Origin of the sequence: Streptomyces sp. NPDC006544 (genome assembly GCF_040611715.1) — a bacterium.
In the GTDB taxonomy this organism is placed as follows: Bacteria; Actinomycetota; Actinomycetes; order Streptomycetales; family Streptomycetaceae; genus Streptomyces.
Genome location: NZ_JBEXOV010000028.1, coordinates 25,779 through 45,465, shown reverse-complemented (window position 1 = coordinate 45,465; position 19,687 = coordinate 25,779). Strand labels below are relative to the sequence as shown.

17 protein-coding genes and 1 riboswitch are annotated in these 19,687 nt (G+C 71.3%); of the genes, 13 read left to right on the top strand and 4 right to left on the bottom strand.

Translation table 11 applies throughout. The annotated features are described in order from the left end of the window. Entirely contained in the window at positions 1–402 is a 402-nt protein-coding gene (locus ABZY44_RS15940; protein ID WP_356654026.1) for a hypothetical protein, read from the bottom strand. A gap of 211 nt (positions 403–613) precedes the next feature. Here ABZY44_RS15940 and ABZY44_RS15935 point away from each other — a divergent pair, with 211 nt between their 5' ends. From ABZY44_RS15935 to ABZY44_RS15910, 6 genes are all read left to right on the top strand, one after another. Continuing rightward, positions 614–1,234 (top strand): heme-copper oxidase subunit III, encoded by a 621-nt coding sequence (locus ABZY44_RS15935; protein ID WP_215027809.1) that lies wholly within the window; start codon positions 614–616, stop codon positions 1,232–1,234. A 76-nt stretch (positions 1,235–1,310) separates the two neighbouring features. Then, positions 1,311–2,120, top strand: coding sequence for a c-type cytochrome (locus ABZY44_RS15930; protein ID WP_356654024.1), 810 nt, complete (start codon positions 1,311–1,313; stop codon positions 2,118–2,120). Continuing rightward, entirely contained in the window at positions 2,117–3,175 is a 1,059-nt protein-coding gene (locus ABZY44_RS15925; RefSeq protein ID WP_356654022.1) for a Rieske 2Fe-2S domain-containing protein, read from the top strand. The genes ABZY44_RS15930 and ABZY44_RS15925 overlap by 4 nt, the downstream gene beginning before the upstream one ends. Continuing rightward, on the top strand, positions 3,172–4,797 hold the full coding sequence (locus ABZY44_RS15920; protein ID WP_356654021.1) for a cytochrome bc complex cytochrome b subunit: 1,626 nt from the start codon (positions 3,172–3,174) through the stop codon (positions 4,795–4,797). Before ABZY44_RS15925 ends, ABZY44_RS15920 begins: the two co-directional genes overlap by 4 nt. Before the next feature lie 193 nt (positions 4,798–4,990). Beyond that, positions 4,991–6,055: an anthranilate phosphoribosyltransferase gene (trpD, locus tag ABZY44_RS15915; RefSeq protein WP_356654019.1), complete on the top strand. Its 1,065-nt coding sequence runs from the start codon at positions 4,991–4,993 to the stop codon at positions 6,053–6,055. A gap of 127 nt (positions 6,056–6,182) precedes the next feature. Further along, positions 6,183–6,299, top strand: a riboswitch (SAM riboswitch). A gap of 223 nt (positions 6,300–6,522) precedes the next feature. Further along, on the top strand, positions 6,523–7,947 hold the full coding sequence (locus tag ABZY44_RS15910) for an aminotransferase class V-fold PLP-dependent enzyme (protein WP_356654017.1): 1,425 nt from the start codon (positions 6,523–6,525) through the stop codon (positions 7,945–7,947). Positions 7,948–8,194: 247 nt separating this feature from the next. On the opposite strand, the gene ABZY44_RS15905 is transcribed toward ABZY44_RS15910, so the two are convergent. Further along, positions 8,195–8,476 (bottom strand): Lrp/AsnC ligand binding domain-containing protein, encoded by a 282-nt coding sequence (locus ABZY44_RS15905; protein ID WP_356654015.1) that lies wholly within the window; start codon positions 8,474–8,476, stop codon positions 8,195–8,197. Then, a complete protein-coding gene (locus tag ABZY44_RS15900; protein WP_356654013.1) occupies positions 8,473–9,195 on the bottom strand; it encodes a rhomboid family intramembrane serine protease in 723 nt (240 codons plus the stop codon). The genes ABZY44_RS15905 and ABZY44_RS15900 overlap by 4 nt, the downstream gene beginning before the upstream one ends. A gap of 140 nt (positions 9,196–9,335) precedes the next feature. On the opposite strand from ABZY44_RS15900, the gene ABZY44_RS15895 reads away from it, so the two are divergent. From ABZY44_RS15895 to ABZY44_RS15865, 7 genes are all read left to right on the top strand, one after another. Then, positions 9,336–9,575, top strand: coding sequence for a hypothetical protein (locus ABZY44_RS15895; protein ID WP_215027827.1), 240 nt, complete (start codon positions 9,336–9,338; stop codon positions 9,573–9,575). A 40-nt stretch (positions 9,576–9,615) separates the two neighbouring features. Next, positions 9,616–10,980, top strand: a complete 1,365-nt coding sequence (locus ABZY44_RS15890; protein ID WP_356654094.1) for an NYN domain-containing protein — start codon at positions 9,616–9,618, stop codon at positions 10,978–10,980. A 252-nt stretch (positions 10,981–11,232) separates the two neighbouring features. Beyond that, positions 11,233–12,255: an NlpC/P60 family protein gene (locus ABZY44_RS15885; protein ID WP_356654011.1), complete on the top strand. Its 1,023-nt coding sequence runs from the start codon at positions 11,233–11,235 to the stop codon at positions 12,253–12,255. A 242-nt stretch (positions 12,256–12,497) separates the two neighbouring features. Beyond that, positions 12,498–13,550 carry an NlpC/P60 family protein gene (locus ABZY44_RS15880; RefSeq protein ID WP_356654009.1) on the top strand — a complete coding sequence of 351 codons (1,053 nt, stop codon included), beginning with the start codon at positions 12,498–12,500 and terminating at the stop codon, positions 13,548–13,550. Between the two features lie 25 nt (positions 13,551–13,575). Beyond that, positions 13,576–14,829: a hypothetical protein gene (locus ABZY44_RS15875; RefSeq protein ID WP_356654007.1), complete on the top strand. Its 1,254-nt coding sequence runs from the start codon at positions 13,576–13,578 to the stop codon at positions 14,827–14,829. 21 nt (positions 14,830–14,850) lie between these two features. Further along, a complete protein-coding gene (locus ABZY44_RS15870) occupies positions 14,851–15,993 on the top strand; it encodes a glycosyltransferase family 4 protein (RefSeq protein WP_356654005.1) in 1,143 nt (380 codons plus the stop codon). A 239-nt stretch (positions 15,994–16,232) separates the two neighbouring features. After that, the gene (locus ABZY44_RS15865) at positions 16,233–17,858 is read left to right on the top strand and encodes a GMC oxidoreductase (protein WP_356654003.1); all 1,626 of its coding nucleotides are present in this window, start codon (positions 16,233–16,235) and stop codon (positions 17,856–17,858) included. On the opposite strand, the gene ABZY44_RS15860 is transcribed toward ABZY44_RS15865, so the two are convergent. Then, positions 17,855–19,651 carry an AMP-dependent synthetase/ligase gene (locus ABZY44_RS15860; protein ID WP_356654001.1) on the bottom strand — a complete coding sequence of 599 codons (1,797 nt, stop codon included), beginning with the start codon at positions 19,649–19,651 and terminating at the stop codon, positions 17,855–17,857. The two genes, ABZY44_RS15865 and ABZY44_RS15860, sit on opposite strands and share 4 nt — an antisense overlap. Positions 19,652–19,687: the final 36 nt, after the last annotated feature.

The following is a 19,687-nucleotide window of genomic DNA, read 5'->3' as shown; positions in this document are numbered from 1 at the left end:
CTACGCCGCCGGGGAGAGCCGTGCGCGCAGGAGGCCCGCCAGGGACTGCGCGAAGTCCACCGGATCCACCGGAAGGGTGACGGCCGCGTCCGCGCGGCTCCACGTGGCGAGCCAGGCGTCCTGCGGACGGCCCATCAGGAGCAGGACCGGCGGACACCGGAAGATCTCGTCCTTGATCTGCCGGCACACGCCCATTCCGCCGGCCGGGACCGCCTCGCCGTCCAGCACGCACACGTCGATGCCACCCGCGTCCAGTTGGCTCAACACGGCGTCCAGCGTGGCGCACTCCAGGAACTCCACCGGCGGCAGGTCCGCGGCCGGCCTGCGCCCGGCCGCCAGCCGCACCTGCTCCCGGGTGCCCGCGTCGTCGCTGTAGACCAGAACCCGCGCAGTCGCCCGCATTTCGTTCCTCCACGTGTCCCGTGAAAAACGCTGATGTTGCGCGGGATGCTACTCCGTCCGGCCCGGTGTCAACATCGGTTCGCGCAGCCTCGCCCGCAGATCCCGCGAAGACTTCCCGGAGCCGATCTGATGGGCCGTTCGGGCCTTGCACACGGCCCTGACACTCCGAACGGCACCCCCCGGGGTGAGGGCGGGATAAGGGACCGACATAATGTCGGTCGTGGCGACAGCAACGACAGTAGATACCGGGCACGCGCACCCGACGGTCAACCGGCCGAACCTCGTCAGCGTCGGAACCATCATCTGGTTGAGTTCCGAGCTGATGTTCTTCGCGGCCCTCTTCGCGATGTACTTCACCCTGCGATCCGTGACAGGACCCGAGTACTGGAAGGAACAGGCTGACTTCCTGAACCTTCCGTTCTCGGCGACGAACACGACGATCCTGGTGCTGTCTTCGCTCACCTGCCAGCTCGGCGTATTCGCCGCCGAGCGCGGTGACGTGAAGAAGCTCAGGACGTGGTTCATCATCACGTTCGTCATGGGTGCGATCTTCATTGGCGGCCAGGTGTTCGAGTACACCGAGCTGGTCAAGCACGAGGGCATCTCCCTCTCGTCCGGACCGTACGGATCGGTGTTCTACCTGACCACCGGTTTCCACGGGCTGCACGTGACGGGCGGTCTCATCGCCTTCCTGCTGGTCCTCGGCCGGACGTACGCGGCCAAGAGGTTCACCCACGAACAGGCCACGTCGGCCATCGTCGTGTCCTACTACTGGCACTTCGTCGACGTCGTCTGGATCGGCCTCTTCGCGACGATCTACCTGATCAAGTAGCGAACACGTCGCCGGGCCCGGCCCGGCACTCCATCCAGGCACACCGACGCAGAAGATCCTGACACCGGGGTAATCCGTGAAAAAGCTCTCCGCACGACGACGCCATCCGCTGGCGGCGGTCGTCGTTCTACTCTTCGCGCTCGCGGTCACCGGGGGGCTGTACGCCGCCTTCGCGCCCGCGGGCAATGCGCAGGCGGACGAAACCGCCCAGTCCCTCGCCATCGAGGAGGGCCAGAAGCTCTACGCCGTCGGCTGCGCAAGCTGCCACGGAACCGGCGGTCAGGGTTCCTCTGACGGCCCGAGCCTGGTCGGCGTCGGCTCCGCAGCCGTCGACTTCCAGGTGAGCACGGGCCGTATGCCCGCCCAGCAGCCCGGCGCCCAGGTGCCGAAGAAGCCCGTCATCTACACCCAGGCGCAGACCGACCAGCTGGCTGCGTACGTCGCGTCCCTCGGAGCCGGCCCCAGCGTGCCGACCGAGAAGCAGTACGACCCGGCGGGTGCAGACATCGCCAAGGGTGGTGAGCTGTTCCGCAACAACTGCGCGCAGTGTCACAACTTCACCGGCGAGGGCGGCGCTCTGACGACCGGCAAGTACGCCCCGAACCTCGAGGGCGTCGAACCGAAGCACATCTACGAGGCCATGATCACCGGCCCGCAGAACATGCCCTCCTTCCCCGACACGACCATGCCGGAGAAGCAGAAGAAGGACATCATCGCGTACATCCAGAACGTGAACGGCGAGAAGTCGACCAGCCCCGGTGGCCTCAAGCTCGGTGGCCTCGGCCCCGTCTCCGAGGGTCTGTTCGGCTGGATCTTCGGTCTGGGTGCGCTGATCGCTGTCGCCGTCTGGGTCGCGGCCCACACCGCTAAGGCCAAGAAGTCATGAGTAGCCAAGACATTCCCGAAGAGAAGCACCTGCCGAGCGAGCAGGGCGACGCGCACCACGGTGGCGTGGCACTGGCGGACGACCCGTTCGCCGACCCGGGCCTCCCGGTTCACAGGCCGCGCATCCAGGACATCGACGAGCGGGCCGCGAAGCGGTCCGAGCGCACGGTGGCCCTCCTGTTCACCCTGTCGATGCTGGCCACGATCGGGTTCATCACCGCGTTCGTGACCATCCCCGTCGACAAGATCGTTTTCATCTTCCCCGTCGGGAAGGTGAGCGGACTCAACTTCGCCCTGGGCATGACCCTCGGTACGGCCCTCTTCTGCATCGGCGCGGGCGCGGTCCACTGGGCCCGCACCCTGATGTCCGACGTGGAGGTCGCCGCCGAGCGTCACGAGATCGCGGCCCCGGCCGAGGTCAAGGCGCAGGTCATGCAGGACTTCGCGGACGGCGCGCGCGAGTCGGCCATCGGCCGCCGCCCGCTGATCCGCAACACGATGTTCGGTGCGCTGGCCCTGCTGCCGCTCTCCGCCGTCGTGATCCTGCGCGACCTGGGCCCGCTGCCCGAGGACAAGCTCCGCAAGACGATCTGGGCCAAGGGCAAGCTGCTCATCAACCAGAACACGAACGAGCCGCTGCGTCCCGAGGACGTGCCCGTCGGTTCGCTGACCTTCGCCATGCCGGAAGGCCTGGAAGAGGACCAGCACGACTTCCAGAAGCAGATCGCCAAGGCTGCCCTGATGATCGTCCGCATCAAGCCGGAGGACATCAAGGACAAGCAGGAGCTGGAGTGGTCCCACGACGGCATCGTGGCCTACTCGAAGATCTGCACCCACGTCGGCTGCCCGATCAGCCTGTACGAGCAGCAGACGCACCACGTGCTCTGCCCGTGCCACCAGTCCACCTTCGACCTCTCCGACGGCGCCCGAGTCATCTTCGGCCCGGCTGGTCACGCGCTCCCGCAGCTGCGGATCGGCGTCAATGACGAAGGTTTCCTCGAGGCGCTCGGCGACTTCGAAGAGCCCGTCGGTCCTGCATTCTGGGAGCGCGGATGAGCACTGCCACCAAAACCGAGCGCAAAGCTCCGGCCGGCGAGCGCGTAGCCGACTGGGCGGACGGCCGGCTGGGCATCTACAGCCTGGCCAAGGCCAACATGCGCAAGATCTTCCCGGACCACTGGTCCTTCATGCTCGGTGAGATCTGCCTCTACAGCTTCATCATCCTCATCCTCACGGGTGTGTACCTGACGCTGTTCTTCCACCCGAGCATGAACGAGGTCGTCTACGACGGCTCGTACGTGCCCATGCAGGGCGTCCTGATGTCGGAGGCGTTCAAGTCGACGCTCGACATCAGCTTCGACATCCGCGGCGGTCTGCTCATCCGGCAGATCCACCACTGGTCGGCGCTGATCTTCGTCGCCGCGATGCTCGTGCACATGATGCGCGTCTTCTTCACGGGCGCCTTCCGCAAGCCGCGCGAGGTCAACTGGATCTTCGGCTTCCTGCTGCTGGTCCTCGGCATGTTCACCGGTTTCACCGGTTACTCCCTGCCGGACGACCTGCTCTCGGGCACGGGTGTCCGCTTCATGGAGGGCGCGCTCCTGTCCGTGCCGGTCGTCGGCACGTACCTGTCGTTCTTCCTCTTCGGCGGCGAGTTCCCCGGCGGCGACTTCGTGTCCCGGTTCTACTCGGTCCACATCCTGCTGCTGCCCGGCATCATGATGGGCCTGCTGGTGGCCCACCTGATCCTGGTCTTCTACCACAAGCACACCCAGTTCGCGGGCCCCGGCAAGACCGAGAAGAACGTCGTCGGCATGCCGCTGCTCCCGGTCTACATGGCCAAGGCCGGAGGCTTCTTCTTCCTGGTCTTCGGCGTCATCGCGGCCATCGCGGCGATCGCCTCGATCAACCCGATCTGGGCGCTCGGCCCGTACCGTCCGGACAACGTGTCCACCGGTGCGCAGCCCGACTGGTACATGGGCTTCTCCGAGGGCCTGATCCGTGCCATGCCCGGCTGGGAGATCAACCTGTGGGGCCACACGCTCGTCCTGGGCGTGTTCATCCCGCTGGTGATCTTCCCGATGGTCCTGGCCGCGATCGCGGTGTACCCGTTCATCGAGTCCTGGGTCACCGGCGACAAGCGCGAGCACCACATCCTGGACCGCCCGCGCAACGCCCCGACCCGCACGGGCTTCGGTGTGGCATGGCTGACGTGGTACGTCGTCCTGCTGATCGCCGGTGGAAACGACATGTTCGCGCAGTACTTCCACCTGTCGATCAACTCGATCACCTGGTTCGCCCGCATCGCGTTCTTCGTCGGTCCGGTCATCGCGTTCGTCATCACCAAGCGGATCTGCCTCGGCCTCCAGCGCCGGGACCGGGACAAGGTGCTGCACGGTCGCGAGACCGGCATCATCAAGCGCCTGCCGCACGGTGAGTTCGTCGAGGTCCACGAGCCGCTCTCGCAGGGCCAGCTGCACACGCTGACCTCGTACGAGCAGTACGAGCCGGCCGAGATCGGCCCGCTGGTCGACGAGAACGGTGTCGAGCGCAAGGTCGGCCGCATCGAGAAGCTCCGCGTGAAGCTCAACAAGGGCTACTACGGGGAGAACCACCAGATTCCGAAGCCCACGGTGGAGGAGTACAAGGAGATCCAGAGCGGCCACGGCCACCACTGATCCCCTGCGTCACTGTCTGATCGTCTGATCGTTCGAGGGACTGATTCCGGTCAGTCCTGGTGTCGCCACAGCGGGAGCCCCGTCCAGCGTCTGGACGGGGCTCTTTGCCGTCTCCTGGGCTGGATAGGCTGAAGCCCTTCCCATTCGACGTGGGCCCCGGCATCGGACGGCCGACCAGCAGCAGGAGCGGACCATGAACGTTGTGACCCCGGCAGGCGGCGACAGCGTGGCGGCCCGCGGCTGGCCGGGCCTCCTCGACGCCCTGCTGACCGGCCGGGACCTCAGCGCCGACGACACGGCCTGGGCGATGGACCGGATCATGCGCGGAGAGGCCACCGACGCCCAGATCGCCGGTTTCGCGGTCGCGCTGCGGGCCAAGGGCGAGACGGTCGCGGAGATCAACGGCCTGGTGCGGGCCATGTACGGCCACGCCAACCTGATCGAGGTGCCGGGCCGGACGGTGGACATCGTCGGCACGGGCGGCGACGGGGCCAAGACGGTGAATATCTCCACGATGTCGGCGCTCGTGGTGGCCGGCACGGGGGCGAAGGTGGTCAAGCACGGCAACCGGGCCGCGTCCTCCGCGAGCGGGTCCTCGGACGTCCTCGAGCAGCTCGGCGTCAACCTCAACCTCACCCCCGAGCGGGTCGTGCGGGTCGCGGAGGAGGCCGGGATCACCTTCTGCTTCGCCGTGAAGTTCCACCCCGCGCTGCGGCACGTGGCGGCCGCGCGCAAGGAACTGGGCATCCGCACCACCTTCAACTTCCTCGGCCCGCTGACCAATCCGGCCCGGGTGCGGGCCCAGGCCACCGGTGTCGCCGATGCCCGGGTGGCCCCGATCGTGGCGGGCGTGCTCGCCGAGCGGGGCTCGTCCGCGCTGGTGTTCCGCGGTGACGACGGTCTGGACGAGCTGACCACGACCGCCACCTCACGGGTGTGGTGGGTGCGCGACGGGAAGGTCTCCGAGCAGTCCTTCGACCCGCGCGACGTGGGCATCTCCCTGGTGGACGTGTCCGCGCTGGGCGGCGGGGACCCCGCGTTCAACGCGGACGTGGCCCGCCGCCTGCTGGCCGGGGAGACCGGACCGGTCCGCGACGCGGTCCTGCTGAACTCGGCGGCGGCCCTGGTGGCACTGGACCCGGGTACGGGCACCTTGGAGGAGCAGCTCGCGGCCGGAGTCGCCCGTGCGGCCCAGTCGGTCGACTCGGGTGCGGCGCTGGCGGCGCTGGAGCGCTGGGTGGCGGCGAGCAACGCGTAGGAGCGGTCCGGTGGCTCCGGGCCCCCCGGAGCGCCTGATTCCGACTGATCGTTTCGCGCCACGGCCCCGGTCCGCCATTCGGACCGGGGTCCCGCGCCGGGGGGATCGTGTGGCAGGATGCTGAACAGGTCACGAGTGACAGCGTTTAGGCCCCGGCTTGCTGTCCGGCAACCCTCCTTCCGTGGCGGGGTGCCCCGGGTGATGACCAGGTCGTAGGCAGCAAGGCCTACGGCAAGCGCGGATCCCTCGACACCAGGGGTCCTGGTCTCTCGAGGAGCGTTTCCGTGAGCAAGCGAATGCGATAGGGCGACTCAGCCCCCTCTTCCACCCTCGGACCAAGGGTCACTTCCGTGCACCCGGAGCCGTCCGAGGACTTCCCGTACCCCGGTCCCCGGCCGCCGAGCCGAGTCGTACCCGCGTACGGGCACACCGAAGCCATTCAGACCTGCCTGCCGGGAGATTCCGCCATGTCCGCTGCCCTGAACTCCGCTGCTCTGAAGTCCGCCACCGCCACCGCCACCGCCACGGCCGACGTCGCCGTCTCCGTCTCCGTCGACCCCGCCTGTGCCGAGCCGCTGGCGGTCCTCGGCCGTGAGGTGACCGTCCCCCTCGTCACCGGCGGCGAGGTCACCTACGCCGCCCTCGACTACGCGGCGAGTACCCCCGCCCTGCAGCGCGTCTGGGACGACGTGGCCGCGTACGCCCCGTACTACGGCAGCGTGCACCGCGGCGCCGGCTACCTCTCGCAGCTCTCCACCGACCTGTTCGAGCAGAGCCGGGTCACGGTCGCCGAGTTCCTCGACTGCCGCCCCGGCGACCAGGTGGTCTTCACCCGGTCCACCACCGACTCCCTCAACCTGCTCGCCGCCGTGATCCCGGCAGGCTGCCAGGTCTTCGTCTTCGAGACCGAGCACCACGCCTCGCTGCTGCCCTGGACGAACGCGCGGGTCACCTACCTCAACGCCCCGCGCACCCCGGACGAGGCCGTCGCCACCCTGGAGCGGGCGCTCGCCGACCGCGACCCCTACGGCCCCGCCCTCGTGTGCGTCACCGGCGCGTCCAACGTCACCGGTGAGCTGTGGCCGGTGAAGGAACTCGCCGCCGCCGCCCACGCGCACGGCGCGCGCATCGTCCTGGACGCCGCCCAGCTGGCCCCGCACCACCCCGTCTCCGTGCGGGAGCTCGACGTGGACTGGGTGGCCTTCTCCGGTCACAAGCTCTACGCGCCCTTCGGCTCGGGCGTGCTCGCCGGCCGCGCGGACTGGCTCCAGGAGGCCGAGCCGTACCTCGCCGGCGGCGGAGCCTCCCGCAAGGTCGCCCGCCGCGAGGACGGCGGCGTGGACGTCGAGTGGCACACCACGGCCGCGCGCCACGAGGCCGGCTCCCCGAACGTCATCGGCGTGTATTCCATCGCCTCCGCCTGCAAGGCGCTGAACGAGGCCGGCTTCGAGAACCTGGTGGCCCGCGAACGGCAGCTCATCGCCAGGGTCCGCGCGGGTCTCGCCGAGGTCCCCGCGGTCCGCGTCCTGTCCCTCTTCGGCGACGGCGCCCCCCGCGTGGGCGTCATCTCCTTCGTGGTGGACGGCTGGAACAGCTCCCACTTCGCGGCCGCGCTCTCCGCCGAGTACGGCATCGGCGTCCGCGACGGCCTGTTCTGCGCCCACCCGCTGGTGCGCACCCTGCTCGGCAGCGAGCCGCAGGCCCAGGGCGAGTGCGGAGCCCCGGAGACGGCGCCGGGGGAGCGCTCGCTGAACGCGATCCGCGTCAGCTTCGGCGCCGGCACCCCCGACGAACACGTCGAGCGGTTCGTCCGCGCCGTCAAGGAGCTCGTGGCGGACGGCGCGAAGTGGCAGTACCGCACCGAAGAGGGCCGCTGCGTCCCGGCCGTCTGACAGGCTGCGGATCATGACGTACGGGGACCCGGTACCGACGCTCCGCGCCATGCTCGGCGAGCCGCTGCCCTTGTGGCAGGGCGTCCTCGTCGGCCGGGACTGGTCCCTGCCGGCCCCCGACGGGTGGGAGCAGCGGGACTGGCGCGGCGTCCCCGGGCCGCTGTACACGGCGAACACGGACACCTGCCGCCGGCCAGGACGGGGCCGGGGGCCTGGCCGGCCCGTCCCCGTCCCGGCCGGCCAGGCCCTACGCGTCCAGGCCGATCGCGAACGCCGCTTCCAGGTCGTGCTGGGAGTAGGTACGGAACGCCACGTGCGTGTCCGTGCCCTCCACGCCCGGGATCTTGCTGATGCGGCCCGGGATGACATCGGCCAGCGCCTCGTGACGGGCCACGCGCACCAGCGCGATCAGGTCGTACGTACCGGTGACGGAGTAGACCTCGCTGACGTTCTCCAGCGCCGCGATGGCCTCGGCGATCTCGGGGATCCGGTCCACGCTGGTCTTGATGAGCACGATCGCGGTGATCACGGTTGGCTGTCTCCCTCGCCGGCAGTCACAGGTCGCCTCACTCTAGTCCCACGCCGGTACCGCACCCACGCGTAGAGGAAGCCCACGGAGAAGCCCACCACGTGCGCCAGATAGGCGACTCCCGGGCCGCTTTCCGCCCGCTGCGCCGCGAACCACTGCAGGGCGAACCAGAACAGCAGGACGATCCACGCCGGGAAGCGCAGCGGGAGGAAGAACAGGAACGGGAACAGACTCGTCACCCGGGCCCCGGGAAAGAGGCACAGGAAGGCGCCCAGGACCGCCGAGATCGCCCCGGACGCGCCGACCAGGGTCTGGTCCGAGGAGGCGTTGGCCGCCGCGTACGCCGCCAGGGCCAGGTAGCCCGTACAGACGTAGAAGCAGAGGAAATTCGCCCGGCCCATGCGCCGCTCCGTCATCGCGCCGAAGACGTGGAGGAAGAGCAGGTTGCCCATCAGGTGCAGCCAGCTGCCGTGGACGAACAGGGCCGTCAGCGGGGTCAGCAGGGCCCGGCCGGAGCCGGCGAACAGCTCGTCGGGCACCACGCCCCAGCGCCGGAAGTACGCGGTGCCCGTCTCCAGCAGCCGCTCGCCCGTCCCGTAGACCGGGTTCAGCCCCGACGCGGGGCTCAGCAGGAACACCAGGCAGCAGCCGGCGATCAGCGTGTGGGTGATCACCGGGCCCCGCGCGGCCTCGCGTACGGCCTGCCACTTCACGATCATGTGATCGAGCATGACCCAGCCGGGCCCACCCGCGGGCGCGGCAGGCCGTAGGGTTACGAGCTACGCACGTCCGCGTGTGCGCGCCCGCACCCGCCTCCGTACGTACGTTCGCGTAAAAGACAGAAGGAGAGAACGGCCCGATGACGGTTCCCCAGCCGACCGACACCACCCGGTGGCGCTGCACCCTGTGCGGCAACCTCACGCGCTTCGACGTCACCCGCTCGTCGAAGGTCGTGGAGTACGTCCACCTGGACCTCGCCGGGGAGCCCAAGGTCGAGGAGCGCGAGGTGGTCAATGAGACCATCGAGTCGGTGCGCTGCCGCTGGTGCAACGCGGTGGACCAGATCGAGCTCGTGGACAGGCCGGGCGCGGACTCCTGAGGGAGCCCCGCCCGCAGGTGAATGACGGTAGGGGTGACGGATTGTGGAGCCAGCAAGCGGTGCTGAGCCGGCCGACGCGGCCGACGACGCCGCCGAGGTGCTCGACCGCCCGCTGCCGGAAGGCGTGCGGCGCCGGGTCGTCGCGCTCGTGTCGGACGCCTTCGGCGGTCTGACGGTCGCGGACCTGCCGGCGCAGCTGCGCCAGTACGCCCGTTTCACCCCGACCCGGCGCGCCAAGTTCGCCGGCACCGCCATGGCCGCGGCCGTGGAGGGCGACCCCGTCTTCCGGGGCCGGGTCGCCGAGAAGTTCCGCGAGGCGCACACCGACCTGGCCGGGGCGCTGGAGTCGGGCGCCCCGCCCGCCGCCGCCGATCCGCTGGACGTGGCGGCCGCCGCGTACGTCCTGCGACCGGCCGGCTGGGTCAAGCTGGTGGCCGCCGCGGGCGAGGAGGCGCAGCGCGCCGACGCCGAGCGGATCGGCGAGGAGAGCCGTCGCGAGAGGGACCGGCTCCGCGAGGAGCTGGCCCACGTACGGGAACTGCAGCGGGCCGGCGGCGACCAGGTGCGGGCGGAGCTGGAGACGGCCCGCAAGGAAGCGGAATCGCTTCAGCGCAAACTGCGCAGCGCCCTCAGCGACGTGAAGCGGGGCGACGCCGCCCTGCGCAAGATCAACGCCGAGATCGACGGGATCCGCGGCGACGCGGCCGCGCGGGTCGCCGCCGCCGAGAGCGAGACCCGGCGGCTCAGGTCCCGCCTCGCGGAGGTGGAGACGGCGCTCGAGACCTCGCGCCGGGCCACCCGCGAGGGCCGCAGCATCGAGGACATGCGGCTGCGGCTGCTGCTGGACACCGTGCTGGACGCCGCGGCGGGGCTGCGCCGCGAGCTGGCGCTGCCGCCGGTCTCCACCCGGCCCGCGGACACGGTGGAGGCGGTGGAACCGGGCCGGATGACCCCCAAGGACATCGCGGCGCGCGCCCTGTCGGAGACCGACCCGGCGCTGCTGGACCAGCTGCTGGCGCTGCCTCAGGCCCATCTGGTGGTCGACGGCTACAACGTGACCAAGACCGGGTATCCGACGATGCCGCTGGAGAAGCAGCGGCTGCGGCTGCTGGGCGGGCTGTCGATGCTCGCCGCGCAGACGGGCGCCGAGATGACCTGCGTCTTCGACGGGGCCGAGCTGGCGGCCCCGGTGCTGCTCGCGCCGCCGCGCGGGGTGCGGGTGCTGTTCTCGAAGGCGGGCGTGACGGCGGACGAGCTGATCCGCCAGCTGGTGCGCGCGGAGCCGCCGGGCCGGCCGGTGGTCGTGGTCTCCACGGACCGCGAGGTCGCCGACGGGGTGGCGAAGGCCGGGGCGCGGCCGGTGACGTCCGCCTTGCTTCTGAAGCGGCTTTCGCGCGTTTCGTAACTGCTGGCCCGAATGCCGGAATTGGCATGTGTTCGGGGGGACGGACCGTCAAGTCGTCTGCACGCAGCGTGCACTGTAGGTAAAGAAGCTGGTCGGGGGCCAACTTTTTTCCCGGCAGGATTTGAACTGATCACAGCTGGGTCACTAGGGTCAGGTCAAACCTTCGTGCGGTAGTTCACTCATTCGGGGTGATAGCGGAGGTGTCGCCGAGCTGCGTTCTTCGGCGGCTCTAGGAAGAAGGAGCTCGCCTTCGTGGCGTCCCACCGTCGACCCAAGCAGCCGACCCGCACTCGCGTGACCGTGCTCACCGTCACCGCGGCCGCCGCCGTGGTCCTCTCGGGCCAGGCCGCCAACGCGGCGCCGGCCAAGCCGAGCAAGGACGAGGTCAAGAGCAAGGTCGACGCCCTCTACGAAGAGGCGGAGCAGGCCACCGAGAAGCTCAACGGCGCCCAGACGCGCCAGGACAGCCTCGAGAAGGAGATCGGCCAGCTCCAGGACCAGGTGGCCCGCGGCCAGGGCGAGCTCAACACCCTGCGCGGCACCCTCGGTTCGATGGCCAACGCCCAGTACCGCACCGGCGGCATGGACCAGTCCCTCGCGCTGTTCCTCTCCGCCGACCCCGACAACTACCTCGACAAGGCCTCCACGCTGGAGCAGTTGAGCGGCAAGCAGGTCGAGGCGGTCCAGAAGATCCAGGCCAAGCAGCGCAGCCTCGCGCAGCAGCGCCAGGAGGCCGCCGGCAAGCTCACCGACCTCGACGCCACCCGCAAGGAACTGGCCGAGAAGAAGAAGATCTCGACGGACAAGCTCGCCGAGGCCCAGGCCCTCCTCAACACGCTGACCGCGCAGGAGCGCGCGCAGCTCAAGGAGGAGGCCAAGAAGGCGGGCGGCAGCGCGTCCGAGCAGGCCGAGCTCAGCAACGTCAAGGGCTCCGGCCGGGCCGCGGACGCACTGCGGGCCGCCGTGACCAAGAACGGCGGGACCTACGTCCGCGGCGGCACCGGCCCGAACGCGTTCGACTGCTCCGGCCTCACGCAGTGGGCCTACCGGCAGGCCGGGATCACCATCGGGCGCACCACCTTCGACCAGGTCAAGGAAGGCCCGAAGGTCAGCCTGAGCGAGCTCCAGCCCGGTGACCTCGTCTTCTACTCCAACCTCCAGCACGTCGGGCTCTACGCGGGCAACGGCAAGGTCTTCCACGCCGCCAACCCGAGCGCCGGCATCCTGTACGGCTCCCTCAGCGGATTCGCCTACGGGGTCCGCGTCGGCAGCTGACGCCCCCGCACCCCACAGGGCACGCCGCACACCGCCCATCCGGGCGAATTCCGAGGCCCCGCTCTGACCACACGCCCCGCCGGTGACCTGCGTCTCCGGTGGGGCGTCACTGTGTGTGCCCGCCGGAGGCCGTTGGCCGGTGCGTCGCGGCGCGGTTACTGTCTGCCAGCGCGGAACCCCGGCACACGGCCGTCCACGGAGGGCGGACCCGGGGCCCGCGCAGCGGAAGGGAGCGGTTTCACGTGGCGTCCCATCGCCGGTCCGGGCCCAGCGTCCTCGACCGGAACACGAAGGTCACCGTCCTCACCGCCGCGGCGGCGAGCGCCGCGGTCGCCCTGACGGGCGCACCGGCGAGCGCGGCACCCGGTCTGCCGCAGGAGCCCTCCGCGGGCGCCCGCGCCCAGGTCGACCAGCTCTTCGAGGAGGCCGAACAGGCCACCGAGCGCTACAACCGGGCGGGCGAGAAGGCCGACCGGCTCCGGACCGAAGTCGGCCGCGTCCAGGACGCCGTGGCCCGCGGCCAGGACCGCATCAACACCATGCGCGGGATCCTCGGGACCTACGCCGGAGCCCAGTACCGGGCCGGCGGAATCGACCCCGCGGTCGAGCTGATGCTCTCCGACGACCCCGACGAGTACCTCGCCAGGGCGTCCGCCCTCGACCGGCTGACCGGCCGTCAGGCCCGGCAGCTCGACGAACTGCGTTCCGAGCAGCGCCGGCTCGGCCAGGAGCGCGAGGAGGCCTCCCGCAAGCTCGCCGAACTCGACGTGCTGCGCGCCGACGTGGCGCGGGAGAAGCGGGCCGTCACCGCGAAGCTCGCCGCCGCCCGCAGGCTGCTGAACGCCATGCCCACCGGGGAGCGCGCCGACTTCGAGCGCGCCTCGCGTTCCGGCGGCCGCCCCGACGCCCTGCCGGACCTGTCCGTCCCGGATTCGCTCGGCCCCTCCTCGGGCCGCGCCGCGACCGCCGTCATGGCGGCCCGCTCGGCGGTCGGACGGCCGTACGTGTGGGGTTCCACCGGCCCCTCCGGGTTCGACTGCTCCGGGCTGATGGTGTGGTCCTACCGCCAGGCCGGCGTCTCGCTGCCACGGACCTCGCAGGCGCAGCGCCACGCGGGGCGGCAGGTGCCGCTCTCGCAGGCGCGGCCCGGGGACCTCGTGACGTACCGCTCCGACGCCAGCCACGTGGGCATGTACGTGGGCAACGGCCAGGTGGTGCACGCCCCGTACCCGGGGGCGCGGGTGCGCTACGACCCGGTCGGGATGATGCCGGTGTCCTCGGTGACCCGGCCCTGAAGGGCGTTCTGCGTACGATCGGCTGATGTTCCCGGGTCAGGACCGTCCCCGCCTCCACCGCCCGCGCCCCCTTCCCGGGCGCCGCCGTCCGTGCGCACGCGCGCTGGCCCCGGCGCTGGCGCTGCTGCTGTCCGTACCGCTCGCGGGCTGCGCCCCGGGCTCCGGCGCCGGTTCCGCTTCGGGTTCCGTTTCCGCGCCGGCCGTCTCCGCCACGGAGCGGGCGGTCCGCCGGGCCGTCGCCGCCTGGTCGGCGGCCCCGCCCGCCCCTCTCGCGGCGATCCCGCTGGAGGACTGGTCGTACGAGGTCTCCTCGGTCCGCGAGGACGGCGTACGGGCCTTCGCGCGCGCCGAGCTGCGCTACCGCCTCACCGGCTACGACGCGGCCCCCGCCGGTTCGGCCCGCGAGGTCGAGCTCACCCGGCGCGCCGCCGACGGCCCGGGCGCTCCCGCCGCCTCCGGCGACGGGGGCGGAGCCTGGACGGTGACCGCCGACCGGCCCGCGCCCGGCGCCCCGCCGCAGCTGTGGGACCAGGGCCCGGTGACCGTGGAGCGCGGGGCGCACGCCCTGGTGCTCGGCGGCCCGGGCCAGAGCCCCGAGGCGCTGTCCGCCGTCGCCGCCGAGGCGGACGCGGCGGTGCCCGCGGTGAGCGCCGCCTGGCCGCGCCCGTGGGCGGGTCGGGTGGTGGTGCTGGTCCCCGGGTCGCTGGACGCGATGGCGGCGCTGCTGGGCCGCCCGGCCGACGAGTACCGGGGCCTGGGCGCCGTCACCACCGGACGGACCGGGGGCGGCCCGGCCCCCGCCGACCGCGTGGTGGTCAACCCGGAGGGGTACCGCGGGCTCACGGCGGAGGGCCGCCAGGTCATCCTGACCCACGAGACCACCCACGTCGCCACCCGCGCGGCGACCACCGCGAAGACCCCGCTGTGGCTCTCCGAGGGCTTCGCGGACTGGGCGGCGTACCGGGGCGGCGTCCGCACGGCGGCCGAGGCCGCGCCGGCGCTCGCCCGGGCGGTGCGCCGGGGCGACCTGCCGGGCTCCCTGCCCGACGACGCGGCCTTCACCTTCGGCGGGGACGCGGAGGCGCTGGCGCGGGCCTACGAGGGCTCCTGGCTGGTCTGCGGGCTCATCGCGCGCAGGTGGGGGGACGCCGCGCTCGTGACGCTCTACGAGGAGGCCGGCCGCACCTCGCTGCCCGCGGCGCTGGGGGAGGGGCTCGGGACGGACACGGACGGACTGACCCGGGCCTGGCAGCAGGAGCTGCGCCAGGAGTTCCGGTAGCTCCGGTAGGGTCGCGAAGCGATGCACAAGACGCTGATCGTGACCAACGACTTCCCGCCGCGGCCGGGGGGCATCCAGGCCTTCCTCCACAACATGGCCCTGCGGCTGGACCCCGACCGGGTCGTCGTCTACGCCTCCACCTGGAAGCGCTCCGCCGAAGGCAGGGAAGCCACCGCGGCCTTCGACGCGGAACAGCCGTTCCAGGTCGTGCGCGACCGCGCGACCATGCTGCTGCCCACCCCGCGCGTGACCCGGCGGGCGGTGGACCTGCTGCGCGAACACGGCTGCGAGTCGGTGTGGTTCGGCGCGGCCGCCCCCCTGGGCCTGATGGGACCCGCGCTGCGCCGGGCCGGTGCGCGGCGGATCGTGGCGACCACGCACGGGCACGAGGCGGGCTGGGCGCAGCTGCCGGCGGCGCGCCGGCTGCTGCGGCGGATCGGCGAGGGCACGGACACGCTGACCTACCTCGGGGAGTACACGCGTTCACGGATCGCCCCGGCCCTGACGGACCGGGCCGCCGCGCGGATGGAGCAGCTCCCGCCGGGGGTGGACGAGAAGACCTTCCACCCGGGATCGGGCGGCGCCGCCGTCCGGGCCCGGCTGGGCCTGTCGGACCGGCCGGTGATCGTGTGCGTCTCGCGCCTCGTCCCCCGCAAGGGACAGGACACGCTGATCGAGGCGATGCCGCGGATCCTGGCGGAGGTGGCGGACGCGGTGCTCCTCGTGGTGGGCGGCGGCCCCTACGAGGGGGAGCTGCGGAAGCTGGCCGCCTCGACGGGGGTCGCCGGCTCGGTGGTCTTCACGGGCGCGGTGCCGTGGGCGGAACTGCCCGCCCACTACGGCGCGGGTGACGTGTTCGCGATGCCCTGCCGGACCCGGCGGGGCGGTCTGGACGTCGAGGGCCTGGGCATCGTCTACCTCGAGGCCTCCGCCACCGGTCTGCCCGTCGTCGCGGGCGACTCGGGCGGAGCCCCGGACGCGGTGCTGGACGGCGAGACGGGCTGGGTGGTCCCCGGCGGCTCCCCCGACGACGCGGCGGAGCGCGTCGTCGCCCTGCTCCGGGATCCGCACCTGCGCGAGCGCATGGGTGCCCGGGGCCGCGCCTGGGTCGAGGAGAAGTGGCGCTGGGACCTGCTGGCGGAGCGCCTGCGCGAGCTGCTGTAGCGCGCTCGCGCAGGGCCCGCGGGACGCGCGCGCAGCGCGTGCTCACGTCGCGCGTGGCCGGGATCCCCTTCGGCGAGGAGGGGGATTATCGCTCCTGAGGGCCTGATCGCGGGCGGAGTCGATCAATTCGCACGGCCCGGGACGGGCCCCGCCTACCGTCGAGCCATGTCTGACTGTTACTCAGAAGCGTGTCAGTGCGGGTTATGGCTGGTTGGGCGGGACCCGCTCATGATGCGGCCATGACACCAAAACTGACGCGCCGTCACCTACTCGGTCTCGGCGCCCTCCAGACCGCGGCCGCCCTCGGTTTCACCCGCATCGGTCCGCAGTCCGCGGCGGCCGCCGAACCCGCGGCCGCGACGTACGCCCCCGCCATCGTCGTGGGCTCGGGCTACGGATCGGCCGTCGCCGCGCTGCGCCTCGGGCAGGCCGGCGTCCGCACCGTCGTCCTGGAGATGGGCCGGCTCTGGGACACCCCCGGGTCCGACGGGAAGATCTTCCCGTCCACCTCCGCGCCCGACCAGCGCTCCATGTGGTACCGCAACCGCACCGAGGCCCCGCTCGCGCAGTTCCTCTGGCTGGACGTGGTCAACCGCGACATCAGCCCGTACCCCGGGGTCCTGGACCGGGTGAACTACGGGGACATGTCCGTGTACGTGGGACGCGGGGTCGGCGGCGGCTCCCTGGTCAACGGCGGCATGGCCCCCACGCCGAAGCGCTCGTACTTCGCCGAGGTCATGCCCCGCGTGGACGCCGACGAGATGTACGGCACCTACTACCCCCGGGCCCGCGCCATGCTCGGCGTCAACGACATCGACCCGGCCTGGTTCGAGTCCACCGAGTGGTACCGCTTCGCCCGGATCTCCCGCAAGCACGCCCAGAACGCCGGGCTGAAGACGACGTTCGTCCCCAACGTCTACGACTTCGCGTACATGAAGCGCGAGGCCGCGGGCACCGCCACCAGGTCCGCGCTCGCGGGCGAGGTCATCTACGGCAACAACCACGGCAAGAAGAGCGTGGACAAGACCTACCTCGCCGCGGCCCTCGGCACCGGCAACGTCACCATCGAGACCATGCAGCGGGTGGTCGGCGTACGCCAGGACCCGGCGGGCGGCTACGTCCTGACCGTCCGGACCAGCGACACCACCGGCCGCGTCACCCAGGTCCGCGAACTGGGCTGCGCGCAGCTCTTCCTCGGCGCCGGAAGCCTCGGCACCACCGAGATCCTGCTGCGCGCCCGCGAGACCGGCACGCTGCCCGCCCTGAACGACAAGGTCGGTCTCGGCTGGGGTCCCAACGGGAACGTCATGACGGCCCGCGCCAACCACCTGTGGGACACCGTCGGCGCCAACCAGGCCACCATGCCCGCCCTGGGCATCGACGACTGGGACAACGCCTCGAACCCGGTCTTCGCCGAGATCGCCCCGCTGCCGATGGGCATCGAGCACTGGATCTCGATGTACCTGGCCATCACCAGGAACCCGGAGCGCGGGCGCTTCACCTACGACGCCGCCAGCGACTCGGCGAAGCTCCAGTGGACCCGGGACCAGAACACCCCGGCGGTCCAGTCGGCCAAGAAGCTCTTCGACCGCCTGAACCGGGCGAACTTCACGATCTACCGGTACGACCTCTTCGGCGACAACAGGAACTTCGCCGACAACTTCACCTACCACCCGCTGGGCGGCTGCGTCCTCGGCGACGCGACCGACGACTTCGGCCGCGTCAAGGGCTACCGGGGCCTGTACGTCACCGACGGTTCGCTGATCCCCGGTTCGCTCGGCGTGAACCCGTTCGTGACCATCACCGCGCTTGCGGAACGGAACATGACCCGCGTCCTCGCCGAGGATCCCCGGCCGGCCTTCTAGCCCCGGTAGAGGGCGTCGATCTCGTCCGCGAAGTCCTTCGCCACCACATTCCGCTTCAGCTTCAGCGAAGGCGTGATGTGGCCCGACTCCTCCGTGAACTGGGAGGGCAGAATGCGGAATTTCCGCACCGATTCCGCCTTGGAAACCGCCGCGTTGCCGTCGTCCACGGCCTTCTGGACGGCGGCGACGAGGTCCGCGTCCTCGCGCAGCTCCGCGGCCGTGACCCCGGCCGGCTTGCCGTGCTCCGCGGCCCAGCGGCCCAGGAACTCCTCGTCGATCGTGACCAGCGCGGCCACGAACGGCCGCGCGTCGCCGACGACCATGCACTCCGCGACCAGCGCGTGCGCCCGGATGCGGTCCTCGATCACCGCGGGGGCCACGTTCTTGCCGCCCGCCGTGACGATGAGCTCCTTCTTGCGGCCGGTGATCGTGAGGTAGCCGTCCTCGTCGAGGGTGCCGACGTCGCCGGTGTGGAACCAGCCGTCGGTCAGCGCGTCGGCGGTGGCCGTCTCGTTCCTCCAGTACCCCTGGAAGATCTGCTCGCCGTGCAGCAGCACCTCGCCGTCGTCCGCGATGCGCACCACGGAGCCGGGCATGGGCTGACCGACCGAACCGATCTTCTGCTTGTCCCACGGGTTGAAGGTGGTCGCCGCGCAGGACTCGGTCAGGCCGTAGCCCTCCAGCACCGTGAAGCCGATGCCGCGGAAGAAGTGCCCGAGCCGCTCGCCGAGCGGGGCGCCGCCGGAGATCGCGTACTCGCCGCGACCGCCGAGGACCGCGTGCAGCTTGCTGTAGACCAGCCTGGTGAAGACCTTGTGCTTGAGCTTCAGGCCGAAGGACGGCCCGCGCGGGGTGTCCAGCGCGCGGCTGTACGCGATCGCCGTCTCGGCCGCCGCGTCGAAGATCTTGCCCTTGCCGTCGGCCTGCGCCTTGGCGCGCGCCGAGTTGTAGACCTTCTCGAAGACGCGCGGGACGCCGAGGATCAGCGTCGGTTTGAAGGACTGCAGCTCGTCGGTGAGGTTCTTGATGTCCGGGACGCAGCCCAGCCGGATCGGCGCCAGCACCGCTGCCACCTCGACCAGGCGCCCGAAGACGTGCGCGGCCGGGAGGAAGAGGAGCACCGAGCACTCGCCGGTCTTGAACAGCGGCTTCAGGCGCTCGACGGCGTTGCCGCACTCGGCGAAGAAGTTGCGGTGGGTCAGCACGCAGCCCTTGGGGCGGCCGGTGGTGCCCGAGGTGTAGACGATGGTGGCCGGGTCGTCGGCATGGGCCAGGCCGCTGCGCGCGTCGGCCTCGGCGTCGGTGATCCCGACGCCCGCGTTCTCCAGCGTCGCGAGGGCGCCCTGCTCGATCTCCCAGACCTCGCGCAGTTCCGGCAGCCGGTCGCGCAGCGCGGCCACGGCCGCGCTGTGCCCGGGGGACTCGACGATCGCGGCGACGGCGCCGGAGTCGCCGAGGATCCACTGGATCTGCTCGGGGGAGCTGGTCTCGTACACGGGGACGGTGACGGCGCCCGCGCTCCAGATCGCGAAGTCGATCAGCACCCACTCGTAGCGGGTGCGGGAGATCAGGGCGACCCGGTCGCCCGGCTGGATGCCGGCGGCCATCAGGCCCTTGGCGGCGGCCCGAACCTCGGCGAGGAACTGCTTCGCGCTGACGTCCTGCCACTGGCCGTCGACCTTGCGGCCCATCACGGCGGTGTCTGGATGCTGAGCGGCGTTGCGGCGGATGAGATCCGTGAGGTTCCCGTCCGACGGGACCTCGTACAGAGCCGGAAGGCTGAACTCGCGCAAGACTGCTGCTCCTCTGGGCGCCATCGCCACCATGTG